This is a genomic window from Symmachiella macrocystis, assembly GCF_007860075.1.
Lineage (GTDB): Bacteria > Planctomycetota > Planctomycetia > Planctomycetales > Planctomycetaceae > Symmachiella > Symmachiella macrocystis.
The window spans coordinates 2,931,157-2,951,018 of sequence record NZ_SJPP01000001.1 but is presented as its reverse complement, the minus strand read 5'-3'; the positions used below and the strand labels follow the sequence as shown (position 1 = coordinate 2,951,018).

Below are 19,862 nucleotides of genomic sequence, written 5' to 3'. Positions count from 1 at the left end.
TCAATAACGCGTCACTTTGCAGCCCGGCAAGGCTTGTTGGAATTCGCCGCGTTGGGCATCGGTCATCCCAAAGCCTCCCAGTCGTAGGCGGCGCAGGTTGTGGAGGACGTGTAGCTGCCGCACGCCATCGAGCGTCACCTTTGTTTCGGACAGGTCGAGGTCTTCCAAGTTGTCGAGAGTGAGTAGATAGGGCAGTCCGGCGTCAGTGACCTTGGTCTCCAACAAGCTCAACGTCTTGAGTTGCTTCAGATCCGACAGATGTTTTAAGCCGTTATCTGTAATGGGCAACCCCAAGAGCATGAGCGATTCAAGTCGCGGCAGATTCTTCAAGTGGACTAAACCGTCATCCGTCACGCGTGTGCCCGCAAATTGCAACGATTTGAGTCCGCTCAATTCGCAGACGTGGTCTAGTCCGTCATCGGTCAACTGCGTGTGCGTGAGATCCAATTCTTCCAGCTGATCCAGTTCCGACAAGGTGGCGAATCCGCGACCGCTGATATGGGCGTCGCGTAAATTTAAACTTCTTAATTCAAATAAACTGTTAAGCCTCGATATGCCAGCATCCGTGATGCAGGGTTGCCCGGTATCCGTAATTTCGGTGTTTAGTGTCAACGACTCTAGATTGGTGTAATGCCTGACATATTCAATATCGTCATCATATACGCTATACAATTCGACATCGACAACGTCTTGCAGCCATCGCAACTGATCGGCTGCGGGACGCAAATCGTTAGCCGACCCCTCGATCGTTCGCACCCGCAGGAACTCATGCCCAGTCCACTCCCGAAGAAAATCCGGACCGACGTATTCGGCATGTAAATTTGTCGGTTTCCAAATCGACATTGCTAAAGTCGCTCGCAAACTGCGAAACCCCGTGATAACTGTCGGTGGGGCGGGAGGCGGTGCCGATGAATTTTCGATCCCCACATCCGGACACTCCGCACGAATCACCGCCAGCGCCCGTTGCTCCATCGCAATCGGCACCAGCCACTTGATGCTGATCACGGCCAACACGGCCGCAGCGGCCAATAGATACGGCCAGCGCGCACGGCGCTTCGTCTTCGGCAATTGAGGTGCTGGGTCTGCCATGGCGCTTCCTTTGGCAAAGTCGGCTTGGGGCTTGAGGGGACAGGCTTGCGGCGGTTGGATTGTATGTCAAATGTGTTAGGCACGCCAATCGTTTCACCCGCCCTACTCAGGCAACTCCCTTCACCGCTCCGCATCACTCGTTGTGCGCGGGTCTCCCGACCCCGCACCGTCGCGACCGAAGGTCTCCCAACATAGGCATGAGGTGTGAGGGAACAGGCGTGAGGCTCGCACTCAAAATCAAACGAGCCTCCAACCCTATTCTTCACCTTCTCTTTACTGGCCACTCGCCACTAGCCACCGGCCACTCCCCCCACTTGTTGTGCGCGGGTCTCCCGCCCCCGCTACCCTCATGACCGAAGGTCTCCTACCACCGTAAAATTCGAGAGACCGCTAAACCGGCGGCATTCTTCCACGCCAACTCGCCACCAACCTTTCCGTATGACTTCTACTGCCGACTGTCGACCGGTTTGCACGATGCTTGCCACGCCAGCAACTCCGTTTGCATCCGCTTCACGACTTCCGGATGTTCGGCGGCGATATCGTGGGCTTCCTGTGGATCGGCCAGGAGGTCGTACAACTCAAATACTGGTGGTCGGAGCGGTTTGCCGTTTGGGTCGCGTTTGCGTTTACGAGTGTTGTTGATGAGCTTGTAGCGATTGTCCGTCCAGGCCAATGCATCGTGGTGTTGAAAACCGATGGGGCTGGGTCGCTCGGTGACATTTGTTTCGATCAGCGGCAACAGGCTTGCGCCGTCGATCGCGCGATCGGTGGGGATTTGCACGCCGAGCAGTTCCAAGATCGTCGGCAGGTAGTCGCTGGTGACTGCTGGATAATCGCTCACCCTGCCGGCGGCGATCTTTGCGGGCCATTCGATCAGTGCCGGCACGCGGACGCCCCCTTCGTACAAATCGCGTTTGCGGCCGCGATACGGACCGGCCAAACCGGGGGATGTTTTCGCTTGACCCTCCGGGCCGTTGTCGGAACAAAACGTCACCAACGTGTTGTCCGCCACGTTTAAATCACGCAACGTCTGCCGCAGCCGCCCGACTTGTTCGTCCATCGCCGTGATGCAGCCGTAATAGTTTCGCGGAAAGTCATCGTACTCGGCATACAACTTGGCATGGTCCGGACCGGCGACGACCGGAAGGTGTGGGGTGTGAAACCAGACGACGACAAAGAACGGTTTCTGTTGTTCGGCGGCCTGAGTGATAAATGGCACCGCGCGATCCATAATGACCCGCGCATCGTCTCCTTCAAGATTCTCGGTCACGACCTCGCCGCGTTGATCCCAATACCGCGTCCCGTAGGGAACGGCAGCGGCGCGATCCTGCAGATAGTTCCATCCGTTGCCGGATGGCTTGCCGCGCGGTTTGAGCATCGGATCAAACGTGGGGACTTTGGCCTCGGTGCTAAAGCAACGGTCAAAACCGTTGTTCTGTGGCGGTGAAAAATGTGCGACGTGCTTTGGGCCGCCGCGGTTGGAATCGCGAATCGTTTTGGTCATCGTCCCCAAATGCCATTTGCCGAAATGCCCGGTGGTGTATCCCTGTTTTCGGAGCAGTTCCGCCAACGTCAATTCCTGCGGTGTCATGTGACCACTGTTGGCGGTCAGGATTCCGTAACGATACGGATGCCGCCCGGTCAGCACCGATCCCCGTGTGGGACTACAGACCGGTGCTGCGGAATAAAATCGATTCAGCTTCAAACCGGCCCGCGCCATCGCATCGAGGTGCGGAGTCTTGATCACCGTATTTCCGTTAAAACCGGTGTCCCCCCACCCCAGATCGTCGCACATCACGAGCACTATGTTTGGTGGGGCTGCTGGCAAATCGCAGGATACTCCCAGCAACAACACGCAGAGAGTTGCCATACAGCGAAACGACATGAAGAGCTCCCGGCCTATCGCATTGAGAACAATAGCGTTGAGAAATGGAACAAAACTGCATCATACGGTTTTCGTATGGCAATCGGTCAAGGTCATAGAATTCAGACCTTGCAGATTTCAGGTAAAAAACATTGGTTTCCACAGCGAATGAGCAATCGTTTTTCAAATCGTGATCGTAGTGTCGAATACGACCGCAGAGGGTTGGTTTGTGACAATTGTAGTGGAGTCTCTTCGCGACGACGTTGCCCTACGCTGAGTCAACCGCTCGTTGCACAATGGCCGGAAAAACGGGCTCAACTTGCGAGAACCTATTCGGTCGGTTTACAATGAAGTCCACCAAATAGCGTGAGCTCCCTCCCGCATATTCTTCTTTTTGAATCACAGAGGATTTCCGATGTCGATCATCACTCGCCGCCGTTTTTTACAGACCTCGACCGCCGCAGCGGGCGCTTCGCTGTTGCTGACCGGCACACAAGCATCCGGTAAGGTCAATGGAGCCAATGATCGAGTGCGAATCGCCGTCGCCGGTTTGAATGGTCGCGGCAAAAGCCACCTGCAAGGTTGGTTGGGACAAAAGAACGTCGAAGTCGCTTACGTCATCGACCCCGATCAAGATGTCTTGGACCGCACGCTGAAAGCGCTCGCCGAAAAAGGTGTCACCAACGTCAAAGGCGCCGCTGATGTCCGGGAAGCCTTGGAAGATAAAAACGTCGATGCCATCTCCGTTGCCACCCCCAACCATTGGCACTCGCTGATCACGATTTGGGCAGCCCAACACGGCAAACATGTCTACGTTGAAAAACCGATGAGCCACGACATTGCCGAAGGCCGCATCGCTGTCGAAGCCCAGAAAAAATATGGCGTCGTCGTGCAACACGGTACGCAGCGTCGCAGCAACGCACAGCTTGCCGGGCTGGTAAAAGAAATCCAGGACGGGAAATTCGGCAAACTGAAAATCTCCTACGGTTATTGCTGTAAGCCACGGGGTGGCATCGGACACAAGAGTCCGACCACACCGCCGTCGAACTTGAATTGGGACCTGTGGAAAGGCCCGGCACAGATCGACCAATATCATCCCAATTTCGTGCACTACAACTGGCACTGGTTTTGGGAAACCGGCAACGGCGACATGAACAACCAGGGGACGCACCAATTGGACGTCGCCCGCTGGGCACTCGACGAAGATCAAACGCACCCGGTTCGCGTAATGGGCATGGGCGGTCGGTTCCAATGGAACGACCAAGGCGAAACCCCCAATACGATGTTCGCCGTCGCCGAATATCCCAACGGACAGTACGTCTACTTCAACGTCCGTAACGTGAACTATAAAAATTACAAAAAGCAGGTCCTCAACGAGTACTACTTCGAGGATGGTGGAAAGATTCTCCCCAACGCTCAAGCAAAGCACCGTGAAGGGGGCGACTACTGGAGATATTTCGCCAAAGGGGACAATGAGGGGGTCGTGCTGACCGTCGAGGATGGTGACGTCACCCCCGGCGGCAACTGGGGCGCCTTTATTGCAGCTGTCCGCGAAGGGAACCCGGACATGGCCAACGGCAACGCCCTGGATGCCCATTACGGCTGCGTGCTGGGCCACATCATGAACAACTCGTATCGCTTGGGTGTTGACGTTCCGTTCAACAGCAAAGCGGGTAAGTTCGGTGAAAACACCGATGCCTACGAGCACTTTACGGCCTTGCACGACATCATGAGCAAAGACGTGGGTCTGTCCGCCGAGGACAACAAATACACCGTTGGTCCCTGGTTGACCTTCGACGGTGCCAAGGAACGTCACACCGGTGATCATGCCGAAGCGGCCAATTCCTTGCTGAAAGACGCCAACACAACCGGCTTCGAAATCCCGCTGTTAGCGAGCCTCTAAGCCGCCGTGAAAAGCAACAACTGACGAACCCGTATGCCCCCGGTTTGGTAGCGACCAAGCCGGGGGATTTGCATTCACCGAGTCACTGTACGCGTTTTGCCCAACGATCCTCTTTGTTCTCGACAGGTCACGCGTGGAAGCGTCGAACATCATTTTTCAGGGCCGGGGCCTGTGGTGGCTGTGGTTGAGCCTTGCCGCACTCGCGGCCATCGGCGTAATCATGCTATACCGCTACGAACGCCGTTTGGTGGCGGCGCGGATCGGGAATTCGCTGTTGGCCTTACGGCTGTCCGCCATCGCCTTGCTGTTCTTCGCACTGTTGCAACCGGTACTGGCCGTCGTGCGCGAGCGCGCGGCTGAGCGGCGGATCTTGATTGCCGTTGATGTCTCGCAAAGCATGCAGACACCCGATCCTCAAGCGAGCGACGCCGAAAAACTGCGCTGGGCGCGGGCTTTGGGAACCATCGGCAATGACGGCAGTCGCGACCGCTTGGACCAATGGCTGCAGGCGTTGGAAAATGATCAAGAACCGAAATGGGTCGAATCCAGCAACGGCGAAGCAGCGGTGCAGCTCGCACAGACGCGCCGTGATAGCCTGCATCAACTGCTGGATGAAATTGGCGCTCTGCAACGCCGCGAAATTGTCCAGCGGATTCTGACGTCAACGACCACACCCTTGCTCGCCGAGTTGCAACGGATTGGTGATGTGCAAATTCAATTGTTCGCCGATCAGTCTGTGGCCGCCGACGCGGATACGTTGTCGCTCTTGGATCTCAACGAACAGGAGTTAGGTCTGAACGTCGGTGTAACCAATCTACGAGCGGGAATTGAATCCGGAACCTCCTCAAGCGAGGAAACCTCGCTCGCGGGAATCGTCCTCTTTTCTGATGGTCGCGATACCTCAACGCATGATTCCATCGCCACGGCCCGTGCGCTCGGCCGCGAAAACATTCCGATATTCCCGGTGCTTATCGGCAGCCCCCGCAAACCGGTCGACATCACCGTCACCGATCTCGATTTCCCCACGTCCGTCTTTTTAGGCGACACCCCGCGGCTGACGGCAACCCTCGCTACGACCGGTTTTGCAGGACGCGCCATCGAGGTGGTCTTGCAACCGGCAACCGGCGCTGCTTTGCGGAAGACAATCAACGTCGAAGCGGACACGACAACCGTCGCATTTGACTGGCCGGCCGATTCAGCGGGGCGGTCTTCGTTCCGCATCGCCGTCGCAGCACAACCGGAAGAACTTCGCGACGACAATAACTCGGCTGAATTCGCGCTCACGGTGGTCGACGACACGATCCGCGTGCTGTTGATCGAGGAGGAAGCCCGCTGGGAATTTCGGTTTATCGATAATGCCTTTCTGCGCGACAGCCGCGTTGATGTCGCGCAGGTTATCTTTGAACAGCCTTTTCTCGATGTCTTGGATGCATCGTTCTTCCCCCGTCAATTGGACTGGCCGAACGATCCCGCTGGCTGGGACAAATCCGCCTTGGCCGACACCGATGTGGTGATTGTCGGCGATGTCTCGCAAACTCATCTGACACCCGCTGACTGGGAAAGCCTGGAACGTTATGTCGACGCCGGCCGCGGCACGCTCGTGCTCCTCGCTGGGAAAAACTTTTCGACGGATGGCGAACTTCCTCCCGCCTTGCAGCGCCTATTGCCGGTTTCCGATTTGCGGATCGAACAATTCACCAAACGATCCGCCAAGTCGTCGCCCAACGAACGCGGCTTTCATCTCTCGCTTACCCCCGAAGGCGAACGCGAACCGATGCTGCAGTTCGCCGCCGACCCCCAAGCCAATCGTGAAATCTGGCGCGATTTTCCCGGACATGTTTGGGGCATGACCGGTACCGCAAAACCAGGCGCAAGCGTTCTGGCGACCATGGATTCCCCCGCCGACGCTCCACAGGGAACCTCCGCAGATCGCGCTATTCTGGCGCGCCAAACTTACGGCCTGGGACAGGTTTTGTGGCTGGGGATCGACAGCACCTGGCGCTGGCGGCACCGCGCAGGGGACCGGTATCACCACCGTTTTTGGGGCCAGTTGGCACGCTGGGGCGCGCGTCAGCAAAGCCTGGGTGGAACGGACAGCGTGAAATTCGGTTTTGAGCGAAGTGATATTACCCAAGGAAAAACGGCCGTATTGCGTGCGCGATTCAATCGCGTATTTCTCGAACGCTATCCGCAATTGACGGCGACGGCCGAACTGGTCGCCGCGGGGGAATCGCGCATCTTGCAAACACTTCCCTTAACACCCGCGCCCAGTCGGCCCTTGGCGTATGAAGGACAGGCGATCGACTTGCCGCCGGGAGAATACACAGCCCGCTTGAAACTCGACGGGGCAGATTTGGATGCGGCCAAATTCGTGGCGACGTTGTTTGTCTCGCAACCGCCGGCGCAGGAATTGACCGACTTGAGCGCCAACGCGGACTTGTTATCACAAATTGCCACTGTCAGCGGCGGACGGTTGATCGGTCCCGATGCCTTGTCCGAATTACCGCAATTGCTTAACGCTGCTGAGGTCGCGCACGGCGACCGGGATGAAGTTGCACTCTGGCAACACCCGGTGCTATTGCTACTGTTCTGCGCGTTGGTGACGACCGAATGGGTGGTTCGCAAACTAAACGGCTTACCGTAAGCGCCACTAAAGAGCGCCACTAAAGAGCGTTACAGAGCAGCGGTCATTGCGGCAAGACGGGGACCAGCGGCAATTGCAGCAACAAGGAGAGTTGCTTCAACCGTGATTGGCGGCGGATCCCGAGTTTCATGACGCGGGAAATCCTTTGGAACTTCCCTTGCTGGCTTTCAAATTTCTGACAAAACAGCCGCACAAGTTGCGCCCGATCGTCGTCGGCGTTCGTGGTCGACTCCAACCGTCGCAACAACGTGCGCGCTTGGCCGATTCCAGCGGTCAGGTTTGCGGTATGCCGTCCCACATAGGCAGGCAAATTCGATAACAGTCGGCCGATATGCACATGCGTGCTCCGTGCCCCGACGCAATTTTTGCTATGCTGCCGATAGCGAACTGTGGCAGCCGGCAAATAATGAATCCGGCCGGTCGTCGCTGCGCACAAGGCCAACCACCAGTCGTGCAGCGCCGCATCGGTAGGAATCGGCACAGCCAATTCCAACAATGCGCGATTGACCAGGGCTGTACACCCGGTGACAAAATTTTGAACCAGCAACGTCTTGAGTGGTTGATGGGGCGAATGAGCCAAGCCTTCGTAGCCCATAAAGGAGTCGTGAATCAACCGCAGTTCTTCATCCACGACCGCCAAGTCGGAATGCACCAGTTGCGGGACATTGCGACCATCTTCGTCTTCCGCACAGAGAATCAGCTCCATCTGCCGTGCGATTTTTTCGGGATGCCAAACATCATCCTGATCGGCGAAGAGGACATAGGGGGCATCGGCGTCATAGGCCGCTTTGAGCAATGTGCCGAAATTTTGCGTGGTCCCCAACCAGCCTTGCGCATCGTTGAGCAGCGTAATGCGATCGTCGTGGTTCGCTAACTCCCGCACAATATCGACCGTGCGGTCGCTGGAACTATCGTCCCGAACCAGCAAGGTCCAATTGGCATAGGTTTGTTGTTGCAGGCTTTCGATTTGTTCGCGAATGTATTCTTGGCCGTTGTAAGCGGCCAGGACGATCGTCACCGGCGGCCCGGCGCAGACCAGGGACGTTTGCGAACATGGCTCGATTTCGTGGCAGCTCTGGGTGTCTAACACTATCGCATGCTTTCCCGTATCAATACCGCCTCGGCGGCGTGGATTGGGGGTCTCGGTTTTTTTGTCAATGGCGCGAGGCATTTCGCTCTGTGCTGACTGCACGAACATTGCCATCCCGTCATTGCGTGGCGAAGGGTACTCATCCCCGCGAAATTGAGCAATACGACTTTGCTGCTCAGTTGTTACGTAAAAACGGCGTCTCAAAACCACAGCGGTCTTGGCAACAACCGCTTGAACGGGCGGGGTTCATCTCTTATTCACAATAATCGCGCTGGTTTACACGTCAAATCACGGTTGATAGAGTTGGCCGTCGAGCACTCGGATGACGTTCCGTCCTCAGCGGTTAAGAACCTACCTGCCAAACAACGCGGAAACTCCGTAATTCATCTCAAAAGGAATGGGCCATGCCTTTAAAAGGAATCGTTCTCGCCGGTGGCGCGGGAACCCGGTTACACCCGGTCACACGTGTCATCAATAAACAACTGTTGCCGGTCTACGACAAACCGATGGTCTATTATCCGCTCAGCACCCTCATGCTGGCGGGAATTCGCGATGTTTTGATCATCAGCACGCCCGAGGATTTGCCGCTCTTTCAAACGCTGTTGGGGGATGGCTCGCAATGGGGCATGCGGTTGAGTTTTATCGTACAACCGACTCCGGCAGGCCTGGCACAGGCATTTGTTCTCGGTGAGGAATTCATTGGCGACGACCCGGTTTGCCTGATTTTGGGTGACAATATCTTTTACGGACACGACCTACAGTTCGCATTGGAGAATGCGGGGAAATCCACAGCCGGTGCGACCGTGTTCGCCTATTATGTCCGTGACCCACAGCGATACGGTGTCGTCAATTTCGACGCCGACGGCCGGGCGATCGACATCGAAGAAAAACCAACCCATCCCAAATCGAATTACGCGGTTACGGGGCTGTACTTCTACGACAATCGTGTGATCGAAATCGCCAAAAACCTGAAGCCCTCTGCTCGTGGTGAGCTGGAAATCACGGATGTGAATCGCCGCTATTTGAACGATGGAGAGTTGCGGATTGAGCTATTAGGACGCGGCAGCGCCTGGTTGGATACGGGAACCCCCGCATCGCTGCTGCAAGCGGCCTCATTCATCGAAGCGGTTGAGCAACGACAAGGCTTAAAGATCTCTTGCCCGGAAGAGATCGCGTATCGTATGGGATTTATTGATGCTGCGCAACTCCGCGCATTGGCCGAGCCTCTTAAAAAGAATACGTACGGAGAATATCTACTGGAAATCGCCGACGGAGAATCGTCACCGTTGATCGAAGACCGCGATAGTCGTGTCCGCCGCGAGAATGATTAATCACCGCGTCTCTACGCGGCCCCTGTTCGTGTTGCGCGATACCTATCCAGTTCAGTCCGTATGTTAAACCCGACGGTCAGCAATGAAGAACCGTCTGCATTGAAAATAAGATGATCGTCGTCACTTAAGATGGCGGTCACCAACGGTCCGATCCTTTTTGAGATTCGATCTTTTTTCGATCGCAGCGCATTATCAGCTGCAGAGAGCGATATCCGAATTGACCGTTTCGGAGACTCGCCTCTATAATCCGCCGCTGATTTTCCATCCTCCCCTCACGTCCGAATCGCATCGGGTTATCTCAATAACGATGCGCGTTCACACCATTTCTCACTGACATTTCCCATTTGCGGCTGCGCCGATGTTTCGGCTAGTCCCAGCACTGGTTGCGCGATAATGAAACAAACACTCACCCTCGTGGTTGCGTTGGTCATCACCACGGGTTGCAACAAGATTGCCAAGGTCGACAATCCAGTTGCCCCCGAGCCGCCGCCCCGCATGTCTTTCGATAACCGGCCAGCGAGGAGGACCTCCAAACCGGCCCCGCAGTTGGCAGCGCGCGATGAAATGCCGTTGGCCCATGTGGCGGATGAGATTCCCGCGTACGAAGACTTACTACTCAATGAAGAGGGTGTGACGCGCGTCACCAATTCACAAAGTGGCCCCGCATCGACGAATGCAGACCGCGAACTCGGCAACGCTACCGGAACCGTGGTGCTGGTCAACGGCGAACCGATCTTTGCCGAGGACGTCCTGCTGGAATTCGAGAGACGCGTCGCGAAAACTAAACAACGTATGACAGCTGCTCAAATTGAAGAAGCACAACCTGAACTTCGCGCCGCTCGCGCTGAATTTCTCCGTCGCAGTCTTCCCATGCACGTTCAGAGCAAGCTGTTGTCGTCGGCTTTGTTGAAGGGCCTGACTGAGGAACAAAAAGGGCTTTTGGATCAAGGCTTGAAACAGGCCTTCGAAGACAGCTTGGAAAAGAAGAAAAAGGAATTGGGAATCAGCAGTCGTGGTGAATTGGAAGTGGCCATGGCCCAAGAAGGTGTGACGATGCAGCGGATGCAACAGGCTTTTTACGAAAACCAAATGGCGCAGTTATACGTCTCGCAAAATGCCGGCACGCCACCGAAGTTCAGCCGTCGCGAACTGTTTGACTACTATCAAGAACACCAAGAGGAATACGCAGTCGAAGGTAAAGTCAAATGGCGGCAGATCAAAATCGGCTTTAAGGAACGCGGTGGAGAAACGGTCGCGCGCCAGGATATCGCCAAGATTGAACAGTTGCTCATCAACGGTGCCAATTTTTCAGAACTGGCCGAAGAGCACTCCGACGGACCGACGGCGCTCAACGGCGGCATGTGGGACTGGACCGAGAAGGGCAGTCTCGTGGATGAAAACCTGGAATCCATTCTGTTTCAAATCCGCCCCAGCACGGTCAGTGACGTGATCAAATCGGGTGACAGCTATCATATCGTACAAGTCGTTGAACGGATCGATCCGGGTTATGTGCCGTTCGAGGATGTGCATGAAAAAATCAAATTGGAATTGCGCCAAAGCCAATACCAAGAAGCGGCGGCCAAGCTTGTTGACGAACTCAAAAAGACAGCCGTGATCGAACCGAAATACGACTTCGGCGACACGGCATTATTGCAATAACAACTGTAGCCAGGAACGGTCGGTTCGGCAGAAATTGCCGGAGTTGATTTCAACTTGAGCCGGTCTTTTGAAAACCACGAGAAACACTTCAAATTTTATCTGACCGGTCTTGACCGGTATGTCGGGTTTCCGGTATTTAGCCCGCACTTCTACACTCTCTCCACAATTCACACACTCGTTTGTTAGCACAGGCGTGATCGGGCTGCGGCCCCGGCGGCGATACGTTCGTCTCCGGATCCACTCCCTGCCCGGGATCAACGTCTGGCTAGAGAACTATCGCATTCGAGTGATTTCGCCGCACGGCGCGCGACATTGCAATGATGTCGGGCTCAGGCGGCGAGTTCACTCCCACGTTTGGTTAATTTAGGTCATGGAAGCTGTTAGGACCTTTAAGGAGGTAGGTACGTTGGGTAAGGCACTAGGATTATTCGCCTGTGGTAGCCTCATCACTGCATCGTTGTGGTGTGGGCATCAAGGTTTCGCCGCTGAGACAAACTCGAAGCGTTCTGCATCACAGAAGAACGATACGACTGCCGCATCACGCGAGCGGTCGTCACGAGCTTTGTTAAGACTCGGCAAGGAATTGTACGCCAAGGGACGTTACGAGGACGCGGTTCGGTCATTCCGAGCTGCGACATATGCTCCCGGAAATCTCGCCAAGGAAGAACGGGCGCAACTCGAACAATATTTGTCACGCGCCGAACGCAAACTGAAAGCACTGCCTCGTGGGATCACGGCTCGTGGCCAATCGCCCGAACCATCCAATCCGTTCGCCGTCGCGGCGCAAGGTCTTGGATCGGCTGATCGCAAGGCGGCCGTCAAAAAATGGTTGGCCAATGCCCGCCATGAATTCGAACGCGGTAATGTCGCCGCCGCCGAAAAGACGGCACTGCAAGCCGCGAACATCAAAGTCCGCTTTGGACTGTTGGAAGACAGCCCACAACGGCTGTTGGAAGACATTGCGGCCTACAAACGCAAAGCCAACGAAAGTGTGTTCGACGACACCAATACGGTGACCCGCGCACAAAGCACGAATGATTTTGAAATCCGTCAAGCTGGCGGAACACAACCTGCGACGCGTCGATTCCCCACCGGAGTTCCCGGGGACATCGTCCAAGTCGCCGGCAGCCAACCGGCTGAAGCTCCGCATGACGAATGGCGCGTCAAAGCCGATTCGTTAATGCAAAAAGCGCGTGAAGCGGCCGAATCGAAACGCCTCAACGAAGCGTATCGCCACGCCTTAAGCGCACAACAACTCGAACGCAAAGGCAAAGTTCAATACGGTGACGGCGAAATGTCACCCACCGCCTTTATCGAAGTGCTCAACAGCATGGAAGAAAAAGCGTTGGTCGCCACCGGAAAGCCGGATGCCATTAAAATTCAGGCACAACGCCTGCTGGCTGCTGCCGAACGGGACATCGCCTCCGGAAACTTTGAAGCGGCCTATAAGAAGGTCGACCAAGCCGAAAGCATGGACGTCGCTTACGATCTGTTGGAAAAACGGCCCAAGTCGGTTCGTATGAACATTGCTGAAGCTGAAAACGCGGAAGCCAACAAATTCGTCCAAGGTGGACGTTACCAACGTTCGACCGGCAACCAATTTCCTTCGGCCGCTGAGAAATCAGCAACCCCGTTCGAAACGACTCAAGAAGCCAATTCGCCCAAAGCTCAAGCCGTAAGCTTGATCAAACAGGCCCGCAAGGATCTGGCAGCCGGCGATATTGAAGCCGCCCGACAAAAGGCGGTGCAAGCACGAGAGATTCCCGTCGCTTATGACGTGTTCGACGATCAACCCCGGCTGGTCCTCGCGGACATCGCCCGGCAAGAACGGATGTCCAACATCGCGGCGAACGATAACCTCTTCGAAGAAGAACCGGTCAATCCCTTTGCCGAACCGGCCGCTGCTCCGGTGAAAACCGATCTGAACGCCGATAAGCGGCAAGCTTTGAAATTGCTGAACCAAGCCCGCTTGGACCTGAAGGCGAAAGACGTCGACAGTGCCCATGAGAAGGCGAAAATGGCCGCTCAACTGGGTGTTAAGTTCGGTGTGATGGACGATAGCCCCGAGAAAGTCTTGGCGGACATCGACTATTTCAACAACTCCGGCAAACAAGCCCAACGCTTTGCTCAACGCGATACCGAAATCCAAGCCGCCAGTGGCGACCGGGACAAGGGTCAAGTGGAGAACGCCGACGACGCAGAAATTGCGTTTCAAGTCGACGAAAGCACTACGGACGACAAGGCATTGGCCACCCAATTGCTGAACGAGGCCCGCAACTACGCCGACAAAGGTCGGTATGACGCGGCCCGCGCCAAAGCAATGGAAGCCCAAAAGCTGGACGTCGCTTACGATCCGTTTGATGATGATCCCTCACAGGTTCTGAAATGGATTGCCAAAGCTGAAGCTGCAATCAGTACGCCGGCAGCCGTGAGCTTCGACGAAGAGAACGACAACAACCAATCGTTCACGCAGTCGGATAAATCGGGATTGGACTTGTTCAATGCCGGTGAAAGCGAACTGCGCAGCGGTAACCGTAGTCAGGCTTATCAGTACTTTCTGCAGGCTCACCATACCGGTGACCGCCTGAGCCCGCGGCGTGCACAACAACTGCAGGACTACCTGCAGGAATTGCGTCCGCGACGCGACAACAAATTGCGGCAAGTCCAATACCTCGCCGATGAGGGCGAGTTGGCCACCCCGCAAAGTGGTGACAACGGTGGTTCGTTGCTGCCTACGGTCGACAATGAACGAAAAGTCGCCTATTCAAAACTTCGCAATGATGTGATGAACGCTGACTTCCGGGCCGAACGCCTGAAAACGTCCGAACCCGAAAAAGCGTTGCAACTGTTGGGTGAAACCCTAACGAAGGTTGAGAATTCGGATCTGCCGCGTGATATGCTGCAGCCGATGATTCGCCGAATCAATCGGAAACGTGAAAGCATCAAATCGTATCAGGTGCAACACGCTCCCGTGATCGCCCAACAAAACCACAATGCGGAAGTCCGCAACGACATTAAGCGTGACGTAGAAATTGCCATCCGCATCGAACAAGACTTCGCCGATAAGGTGGACGAGTTCAATCAGTTGGTTAAGGAACAACGTTACGCCGAAGCGGAAGTCATCGCCAAACAAGCTAAAGAACTCAGCCCTGAGTCGCCCGAAGCTGAGGTGATGATCTTAAAGTCGAAATTCTTGCGAAACATCTCACGCAGCGAGGACATTCGTACTCGCAAGCAAGATGAATTTTTGAATGCATTGCAAGACGTTGACGAAGCTTCCATTCCCTTTACCGCTGACTATGCAATGCCGGCACCTAAGGAATGGTTGGAAATGACCGCACGTCGCAAAAAATTCGCCGGTGACAATCGTCGACGGACCGAAGCGGAAGAGCGGATCGAACGCAATCTGGAACGTCCCGTCTCGCTACACTTCGACAACGAGCCTCTCGCCAACGTCCTCAACCACCTCGGCAGCTTGGCCGACGTGAACTTGTGGATCGATGACGAGGGTCTGGAAGACGAAGGCGTGACGACAAACACCCCGGTGACGATCAACGTCGACGGCATCCAACTCAAGAGTGCCTTGAATTTGTTGCTGGAACACCGCCACTTGGGTTACATGATCAAGAACGAAGTGCTGCAGATCACCAGCGATATTCGCCGCCAAGGCGAAGTGATGGCGGTCACCTACAGCGTAGCGGACTTGGTTGTACCGATTCCGAATTTCGGAACTCCCTCCACAATGATGGGCCCTGCAGCCAGCACGAGTAATCCCGCCTTCAACGCCGGGTTAGACTACGATGGCTCAAGCCAAATGAATGTGAGCGGCGGTCAGAAATTCTTCGATGTACCTGCAGCCGGTGGACAAACGCCCTTCGGCGGGATTCCTGGATTGCCTGGCGCACGTACCCCCCAGCTCGGTGGTGGTTCGGGTGCGGACTTTGACTCTTTAATCGACTTGATTACGACGACGGTTTCTCCCGACACTTGGGAAGAAGTCGGCGGCCCGGGAACGATTAGCGAATTCGAAACGACCCTGAGTTTGGTCATTCGCCAAACCCAACAGGTTCACGAAGAAATTGCCGAGTTGCTGGACCAGTTGCGTCGTCTGCAAGACTTGCAAGTCACGATTGAAGTCCGGTTTGTCGCTGTATCGGACCGGTTCTTCGAACGGATCGGTATCGACTTCGACTTCGACGTGCAGGACAACGTCGGTGGACCGAACCCACCTATTGGTGGCTGGGGTACAACGACTCCTCCGAACGGCACCTATCCCAACGTGACACTGCAAAGTGGCGCGGCAGGTGGCACGACGGGTACGACCGGAACTACGGGTACCACGGGTACTGCGGGTACTGCGGGTACTGCGGGTACTGCGGGTACTGCGGGTACTGCGGGTGGTACAGCGGGTACAACCGGTGGCACGGCAGGCAGCACGGGATTCTTTAGTGATCCACCGCTGCGACAGTTGCCCGACTTGGACAACTATCCGAAGTACGGCTCGATCGTTGGTTACAGTAACGCCAATGGTGGTGCATTCTCACCTGACTTAGACGTTCCCTTCCGTCAAGGTTCGTTTGACATCGGTGTTCCGGACTTTGGAAACTTCCAAGCTGAAGCCGGTATCAACATGGGTATCGCGATCCTCAGCGACATTGAAACGTTCTTCTTCATCAATGCCGCAACGGGTGACGAGCGGAGCAATATTATGTTTGCCCCGAAAGTCACTTTATTCAACGGCCAAACGGCTACTGTGACTAGCCAAGTGCAACGTCCGTTCGTCACGAGTTTGATTCCGGTCGTCGGATTCTTCTCGGTCGGCTTCCAGCCGGTCATTCAGACGATCGCTGACGGTGTGCAGATGCAGGTCCAAGCGGTCATTTCCGCCGACCGTCGCTATGTGCGACTCACAGTGATTCCTCAGTTCTCGAATGTGACCGACGTCTTCACCTTCTCATTCGTCTCTGGTGGAGGTGGTGTTGCCGGTGGTGCTGGCGGTGCCGGTGGTGGTGCAGCCGGTGGAGTTGGCGGCGGTGGTATCGGTGGCGGTGGCGTCGGTGGTGCCGGTGGTGGTGTCGGCGGTGGTCTCGGCGGTGCCGGTGGCCTCGGTGGCGGTGGAGCTGCTGGCGGACTCGGCGGTGCCGGTGGCGTCGGTGGTGGAACCGGTGGTATTGGTGGTTCCGGTGGAACAGCCGGTACGACGGGTACTGCAGGAACATCTGGTGCGGCGGCGGGTGGATCGATTACGGTTCAACAACCGGTCGTCGAAATCGTCCAGGTCGTCACGACTGTGAGTGTGCCGGACGGTGGTACTGTTCTCCTGGGCGGCATTAAGCGGCTCCGGGAAGGACGGAACATGGCCGGTGTCCCGATCTTGAACAAGATTCCTTATATCAGTCGCTTGTTCAAGAACAGTGGTGTCGGACGTGAAACCGAAAGCCTGATGCTGATGGTCACACCGCGGATCATTATTCAGGAAGAAGAAGAAGAGTTGCTCGGCGTGCCGCTTTAATCAACGGTACTTCCCAGTAACCCTCTAAAAATTGACGCCGCCGGTGGTCCTCAACGACCACCGGCGGTTTTTTTATGCGCTCACTCAACAAGCCTCGGCGGAGAGCCGTTTCCCGCAGGCCGATGTTTGGTCGACTTGGCGAATCGCCGCCAGCCGTTATGATGGAATCCGTTGGATTCAAACCTGAAATTGGGAAACGGTTTTCATGGCGGAGTTTTACACGGTCGCACGCGTGGGAGAGATCCTCGAGGGAGAAGGCCGGTCATTTCCCATCGAAGGCCGCATGGTGGCCGTCTTTTTGCTGGACGGCGAATACTCAGCCATCGACGACATTTGTTCCCACATGGGAGCCTCCCTAGCAGCCGGCAACGTCGAAAACGGCGCCGTCTATTGCCCCTGGCACGCCTGGCGATTCTGCGTCAAAGAAGGGACCTGGCTGGACAACCCCAAATCAGCCATCGGACAAAAATGCTTCGAGGTACGGGTCGTCGGCGAGGAGATTCAGGTGGCGGTGCCGGTGGAGTAGGAACGGGACAGCCCCAAGGTCATTTCCAATTCGATTTTCATCGAGAATCGGTGAATGACTGGTCCCTAGACTGTGGCTGTCGAAATACGATCATATTTCTCAGTTTGCCATGTCTGTAACGACGATACGAGGGAAATTGCGGCGATCCCCAAGGCCACGCATACGACATCGACGACAAGCGAGACTTGGCTTGATGCCAGGAAATCATCAAGCGTTTTTGCCCGCATCGACATACGCGATGATACTCGCCCGATAATGATTGCGATCACCCACATCGTCCACCATCGCGATGTGGCCGGTGGTGAGGAAGACTCCTGCCAGTCGTCATCCATGTTGGGATTCGATGCCTTGAAGATTTCGATCATCACTTGATACGGCTTCCAAAAATTGACTATCGGCACAAAAAACCAACCGACCGCCCAACCGGGAGAGTATTCGAGTTTTTCGGCTACCAACGACCGCGCGTTTCGACTGGCAAGATAAGTCCAGCGCAGAAATAAGACTGCCGTCATCAAGTACACGACAATCGCTGCGCCAAAAATTACCAATTGGCGATTATCGTTTGCATCGGCTTCGCCTTCAGCAACGAATGCACCGTCAACCATTCTTTGCAACATCCGGACTTCTAGCCAATCAGACCAGAGGCCAACCAGCGAGAAGGCGCAGTACAAACCGAGAAAGGATTTGAGCACCAGGGACAATGTCGACGTGTCGCGAAAATCCGTAGGATCAGCCATTAAATCGACTCCGTAAGCACTAGAGAGTTTGATTTATGAATCGCATACGACAACTTATTTGGCCCGCGAATGAAACATCTCTCGAACAGGCAGCATCCCACACAGCTATTCCTTCCGAATCGCCCACAGATTATCAAACGTGCGCAAATAAATCGTGCCGTTGGAAATCGCCGGGGAGGCGGCTAGCGAATCTTTCATTTCGTTTACGGACACCACTTCAAATTCCGGGCCCGCTTTGACGACCGTAATGCGGCCGTCGCGGGCGGTCAGATAGATGTGACCGTCGGCGTAGATCGGCGAGGCGCGGTGGCGTTGCCGGTGTGTCCGCTTCTCCTTGTAAAACGTCTCGCCCGTCTTGGCATCCAGCGTCGTCAGGTTTCCGTTTTCCATGCACAAATAAACAATCCCGTCATAAATCACCGGCGTCGGCACATCGGGCGTCTTCTTGTGCTGCCACAATCGATAGGTCTTGGAATCGGTGATGTCTCCCGTGCCATCCGGACGCAGGGCCAGTAGCGGGCTGCGCTTGGCGGACGGGGCAACGATGATTCCCTCTGCTGTCGTTGGTGAAGCCACCAGCCGCAACGTGCGGTCGTAACGGTCCGGCGGATTCAAGCCGCCGCTGCGCCAAATCTCCTTGCCCGTGTCCAAATCGTGAGCCACGATCAAGTCCGCTCCATGCGTCAGCAAGAATTCCCGCTCGTCGTCGCGATAAATCGTTGGCGAGGCATAGGCATGTTCGTTTTCCGCAACCGCTTCACTGGGGCGGGGCTGCTTCCAGATTTCTTTGCCGGTGAGCTTATCCAAACAGACCACGAGCGCTTCCTGAGTCGCCGCGTCGCCGTCACCATGAATCAATTGAAAATACAACCGATCGCCATCCAACACCGGCGTCGATGTCATGCCGAATTGAATATCAAAGCGACCGTAGCGGTCCTGCATGTTGAAATTCCAAATCTCATTGCCGTCGAAGTCGTAGCAGCCAATCGCGCCGTTGCCCATATAGGACCAGACGTGTTTGCCATCGGTGCACGGCGAGGGTGATGCGGAGTTCCCTTCGTCGGTACGGGCCGTCTTGTTCCCTTGGCCGACTGTTTTGCGCCACAACTCTTTGCCATCGGTGTTGATGCACATCAGTAACAAATCATCGCCGGCGGCTGCCGTGACAAAAATTCGGTCATCCCACACAATCGGCGACGCCCCGCCCGGTCCAGGCATTGGAATTTTCCAGGCGACGTTTTCTGTACTGCTCCACGAGATGGGCAAATCGGTTTCGTGGGAGATATTGTCCAGTTTGGGACCGCGCCATTGGGGCCAATTCTCAGCTTGGGCACTTGGGAGTGCTACGGAAAGGGCCCAGCAAATGGTCGCGGTAGAAATCAGAGAAAAAATACGCATACCGATGACACCTTCAATCAACGCCTGGAGTGAAATAGGTTTGTGGCTGCCTTCCAGTTTGGCGACTGGAACGGCGCAGGTCAATCGATGCGAACGCGACAGCCCCGCA

General features: G+C 55.6%; 11 protein-coding genes. 6 read left to right on the top strand and 5 right to left on the bottom strand.

Going from position 1 to position 19,862, the window contains the following annotated elements; translation table 11 throughout:
• Both CA54_RS11310 and CA54_RS11305 read right to left on the bottom strand, forming a co-directional pair.
• On the bottom strand, positions 1-1,089 hold the full coding sequence (locus CA54_RS11310; RefSeq protein ID WP_146370872.1) for a leucine-rich repeat domain-containing protein: 1,089 nt from the start codon (positions 1,087-1,089) through the stop codon (positions 1-3).
• Positions 1,090-1,534: 445 nt separating this feature from the next.
• Entirely contained in the window at positions 1,535-2,974 is a 1,440-nt protein-coding gene (locus CA54_RS11305) for a sulfatase family protein (RefSeq protein ID WP_197532392.1), read from the bottom strand.
• Positions 2,975-3,368: 394 nt separating this feature from the next.
• Between CA54_RS11305 and CA54_RS11300 the strand changes: the two genes are divergently transcribed.
• Positions 3,369-4,856 carry a Gfo/Idh/MocA family protein gene (locus CA54_RS11300; protein ID WP_146370871.1) on the top strand — a complete coding sequence of 496 codons (1,488 nt, stop codon included), beginning with the start codon at positions 3,369-3,371 and terminating at the stop codon, positions 4,854-4,856.
• Between the two features lie 133 nt (positions 4,857-4,989).
• Positions 4,990-7,500: a hypothetical protein gene (locus CA54_RS11295; RefSeq protein WP_146370870.1), complete on the top strand. Its 2,511-nt coding sequence runs from the start codon at positions 4,990-4,992 to the stop codon at positions 7,498-7,500.
• A 43-nt stretch (positions 7,501-7,543) separates the two neighbouring features.
• Here the strand turns inward: CA54_RS11295 and CA54_RS11290 are convergent, their stop codons facing one another.
• Positions 7,544-8,671 carry a glycosyltransferase family 2 protein gene (locus CA54_RS11290; protein ID WP_197532391.1) on the bottom strand — a complete coding sequence of 376 codons (1,128 nt, stop codon included), beginning with the start codon at positions 8,669-8,671 and terminating at the stop codon, positions 7,544-7,546.
• A 323-nt stretch (positions 8,672-8,994) separates the two neighbouring features.
• Here CA54_RS11290 and rfbA point away from each other — a divergent pair, with 323 nt between their 5' ends.
• The 4 genes from rfbA to CA54_RS11265 all read left to right on the top strand — a co-directional run bounded on the left by rfbA (position 8,995) and on the right by CA54_RS11265 (position 17,618).
• The gene (gene rfbA / locus CA54_RS11285) at positions 8,995-9,921 is read left to right on the top strand and encodes a glucose-1-phosphate thymidylyltransferase RfbA (RefSeq protein WP_146370868.1); all 927 of its coding nucleotides are present in this window, start codon (positions 8,995-8,997) and stop codon (positions 9,919-9,921) included.
• A 393-nt stretch (positions 9,922-10,314) separates the two neighbouring features.
• The gene (locus CA54_RS11280; RefSeq protein WP_146370867.1) at positions 10,315-11,580 is read left to right on the top strand and encodes a peptidylprolyl isomerase; all 1,266 of its coding nucleotides are present in this window, start codon (positions 10,315-10,317) and stop codon (positions 11,578-11,580) included.
• Between the two features lie 406 nt (positions 11,581-11,986).
• A complete protein-coding gene (locus CA54_RS29285) occupies positions 11,987-17,092 on the top strand; it encodes a type II secretion system protein GspD (protein ID WP_197532390.1) in 5,106 nt (1,701 codons plus the stop codon).
• A gap of 205 nt (positions 17,093-17,297) precedes the next feature.
• The gene (locus CA54_RS11265; protein WP_146370866.1) at positions 17,298-17,618 is read left to right on the top strand and encodes a Rieske (2Fe-2S) protein; all 321 of its coding nucleotides are present in this window, start codon (positions 17,298-17,300) and stop codon (positions 17,616-17,618) included.
• 65 nt (positions 17,619-17,683) lie between these two features.
• Here CA54_RS11265 and CA54_RS11260 read toward each other — a convergent pair whose 3' ends face one another.
• Both CA54_RS11260 and CA54_RS11255 read right to left on the bottom strand, forming a co-directional pair.
• On the bottom strand, positions 17,684-18,355 hold the full coding sequence (locus CA54_RS11260) for a DUF4328 domain-containing protein (RefSeq protein WP_146370865.1): 672 nt from the start codon (positions 18,353-18,355) through the stop codon (positions 17,684-17,686).
• 105 nt (positions 18,356-18,460) lie between these two features.
• The gene (locus tag CA54_RS11255; protein ID WP_146370864.1) at positions 18,461-19,753 is read right to left on the bottom strand and encodes an outer membrane protein assembly factor BamB family protein; all 1,293 of its coding nucleotides are present in this window, start codon (positions 19,751-19,753) and stop codon (positions 18,461-18,463) included.
• Between the last annotated feature and the right edge of the window lie 109 nt (positions 19,754-19,862).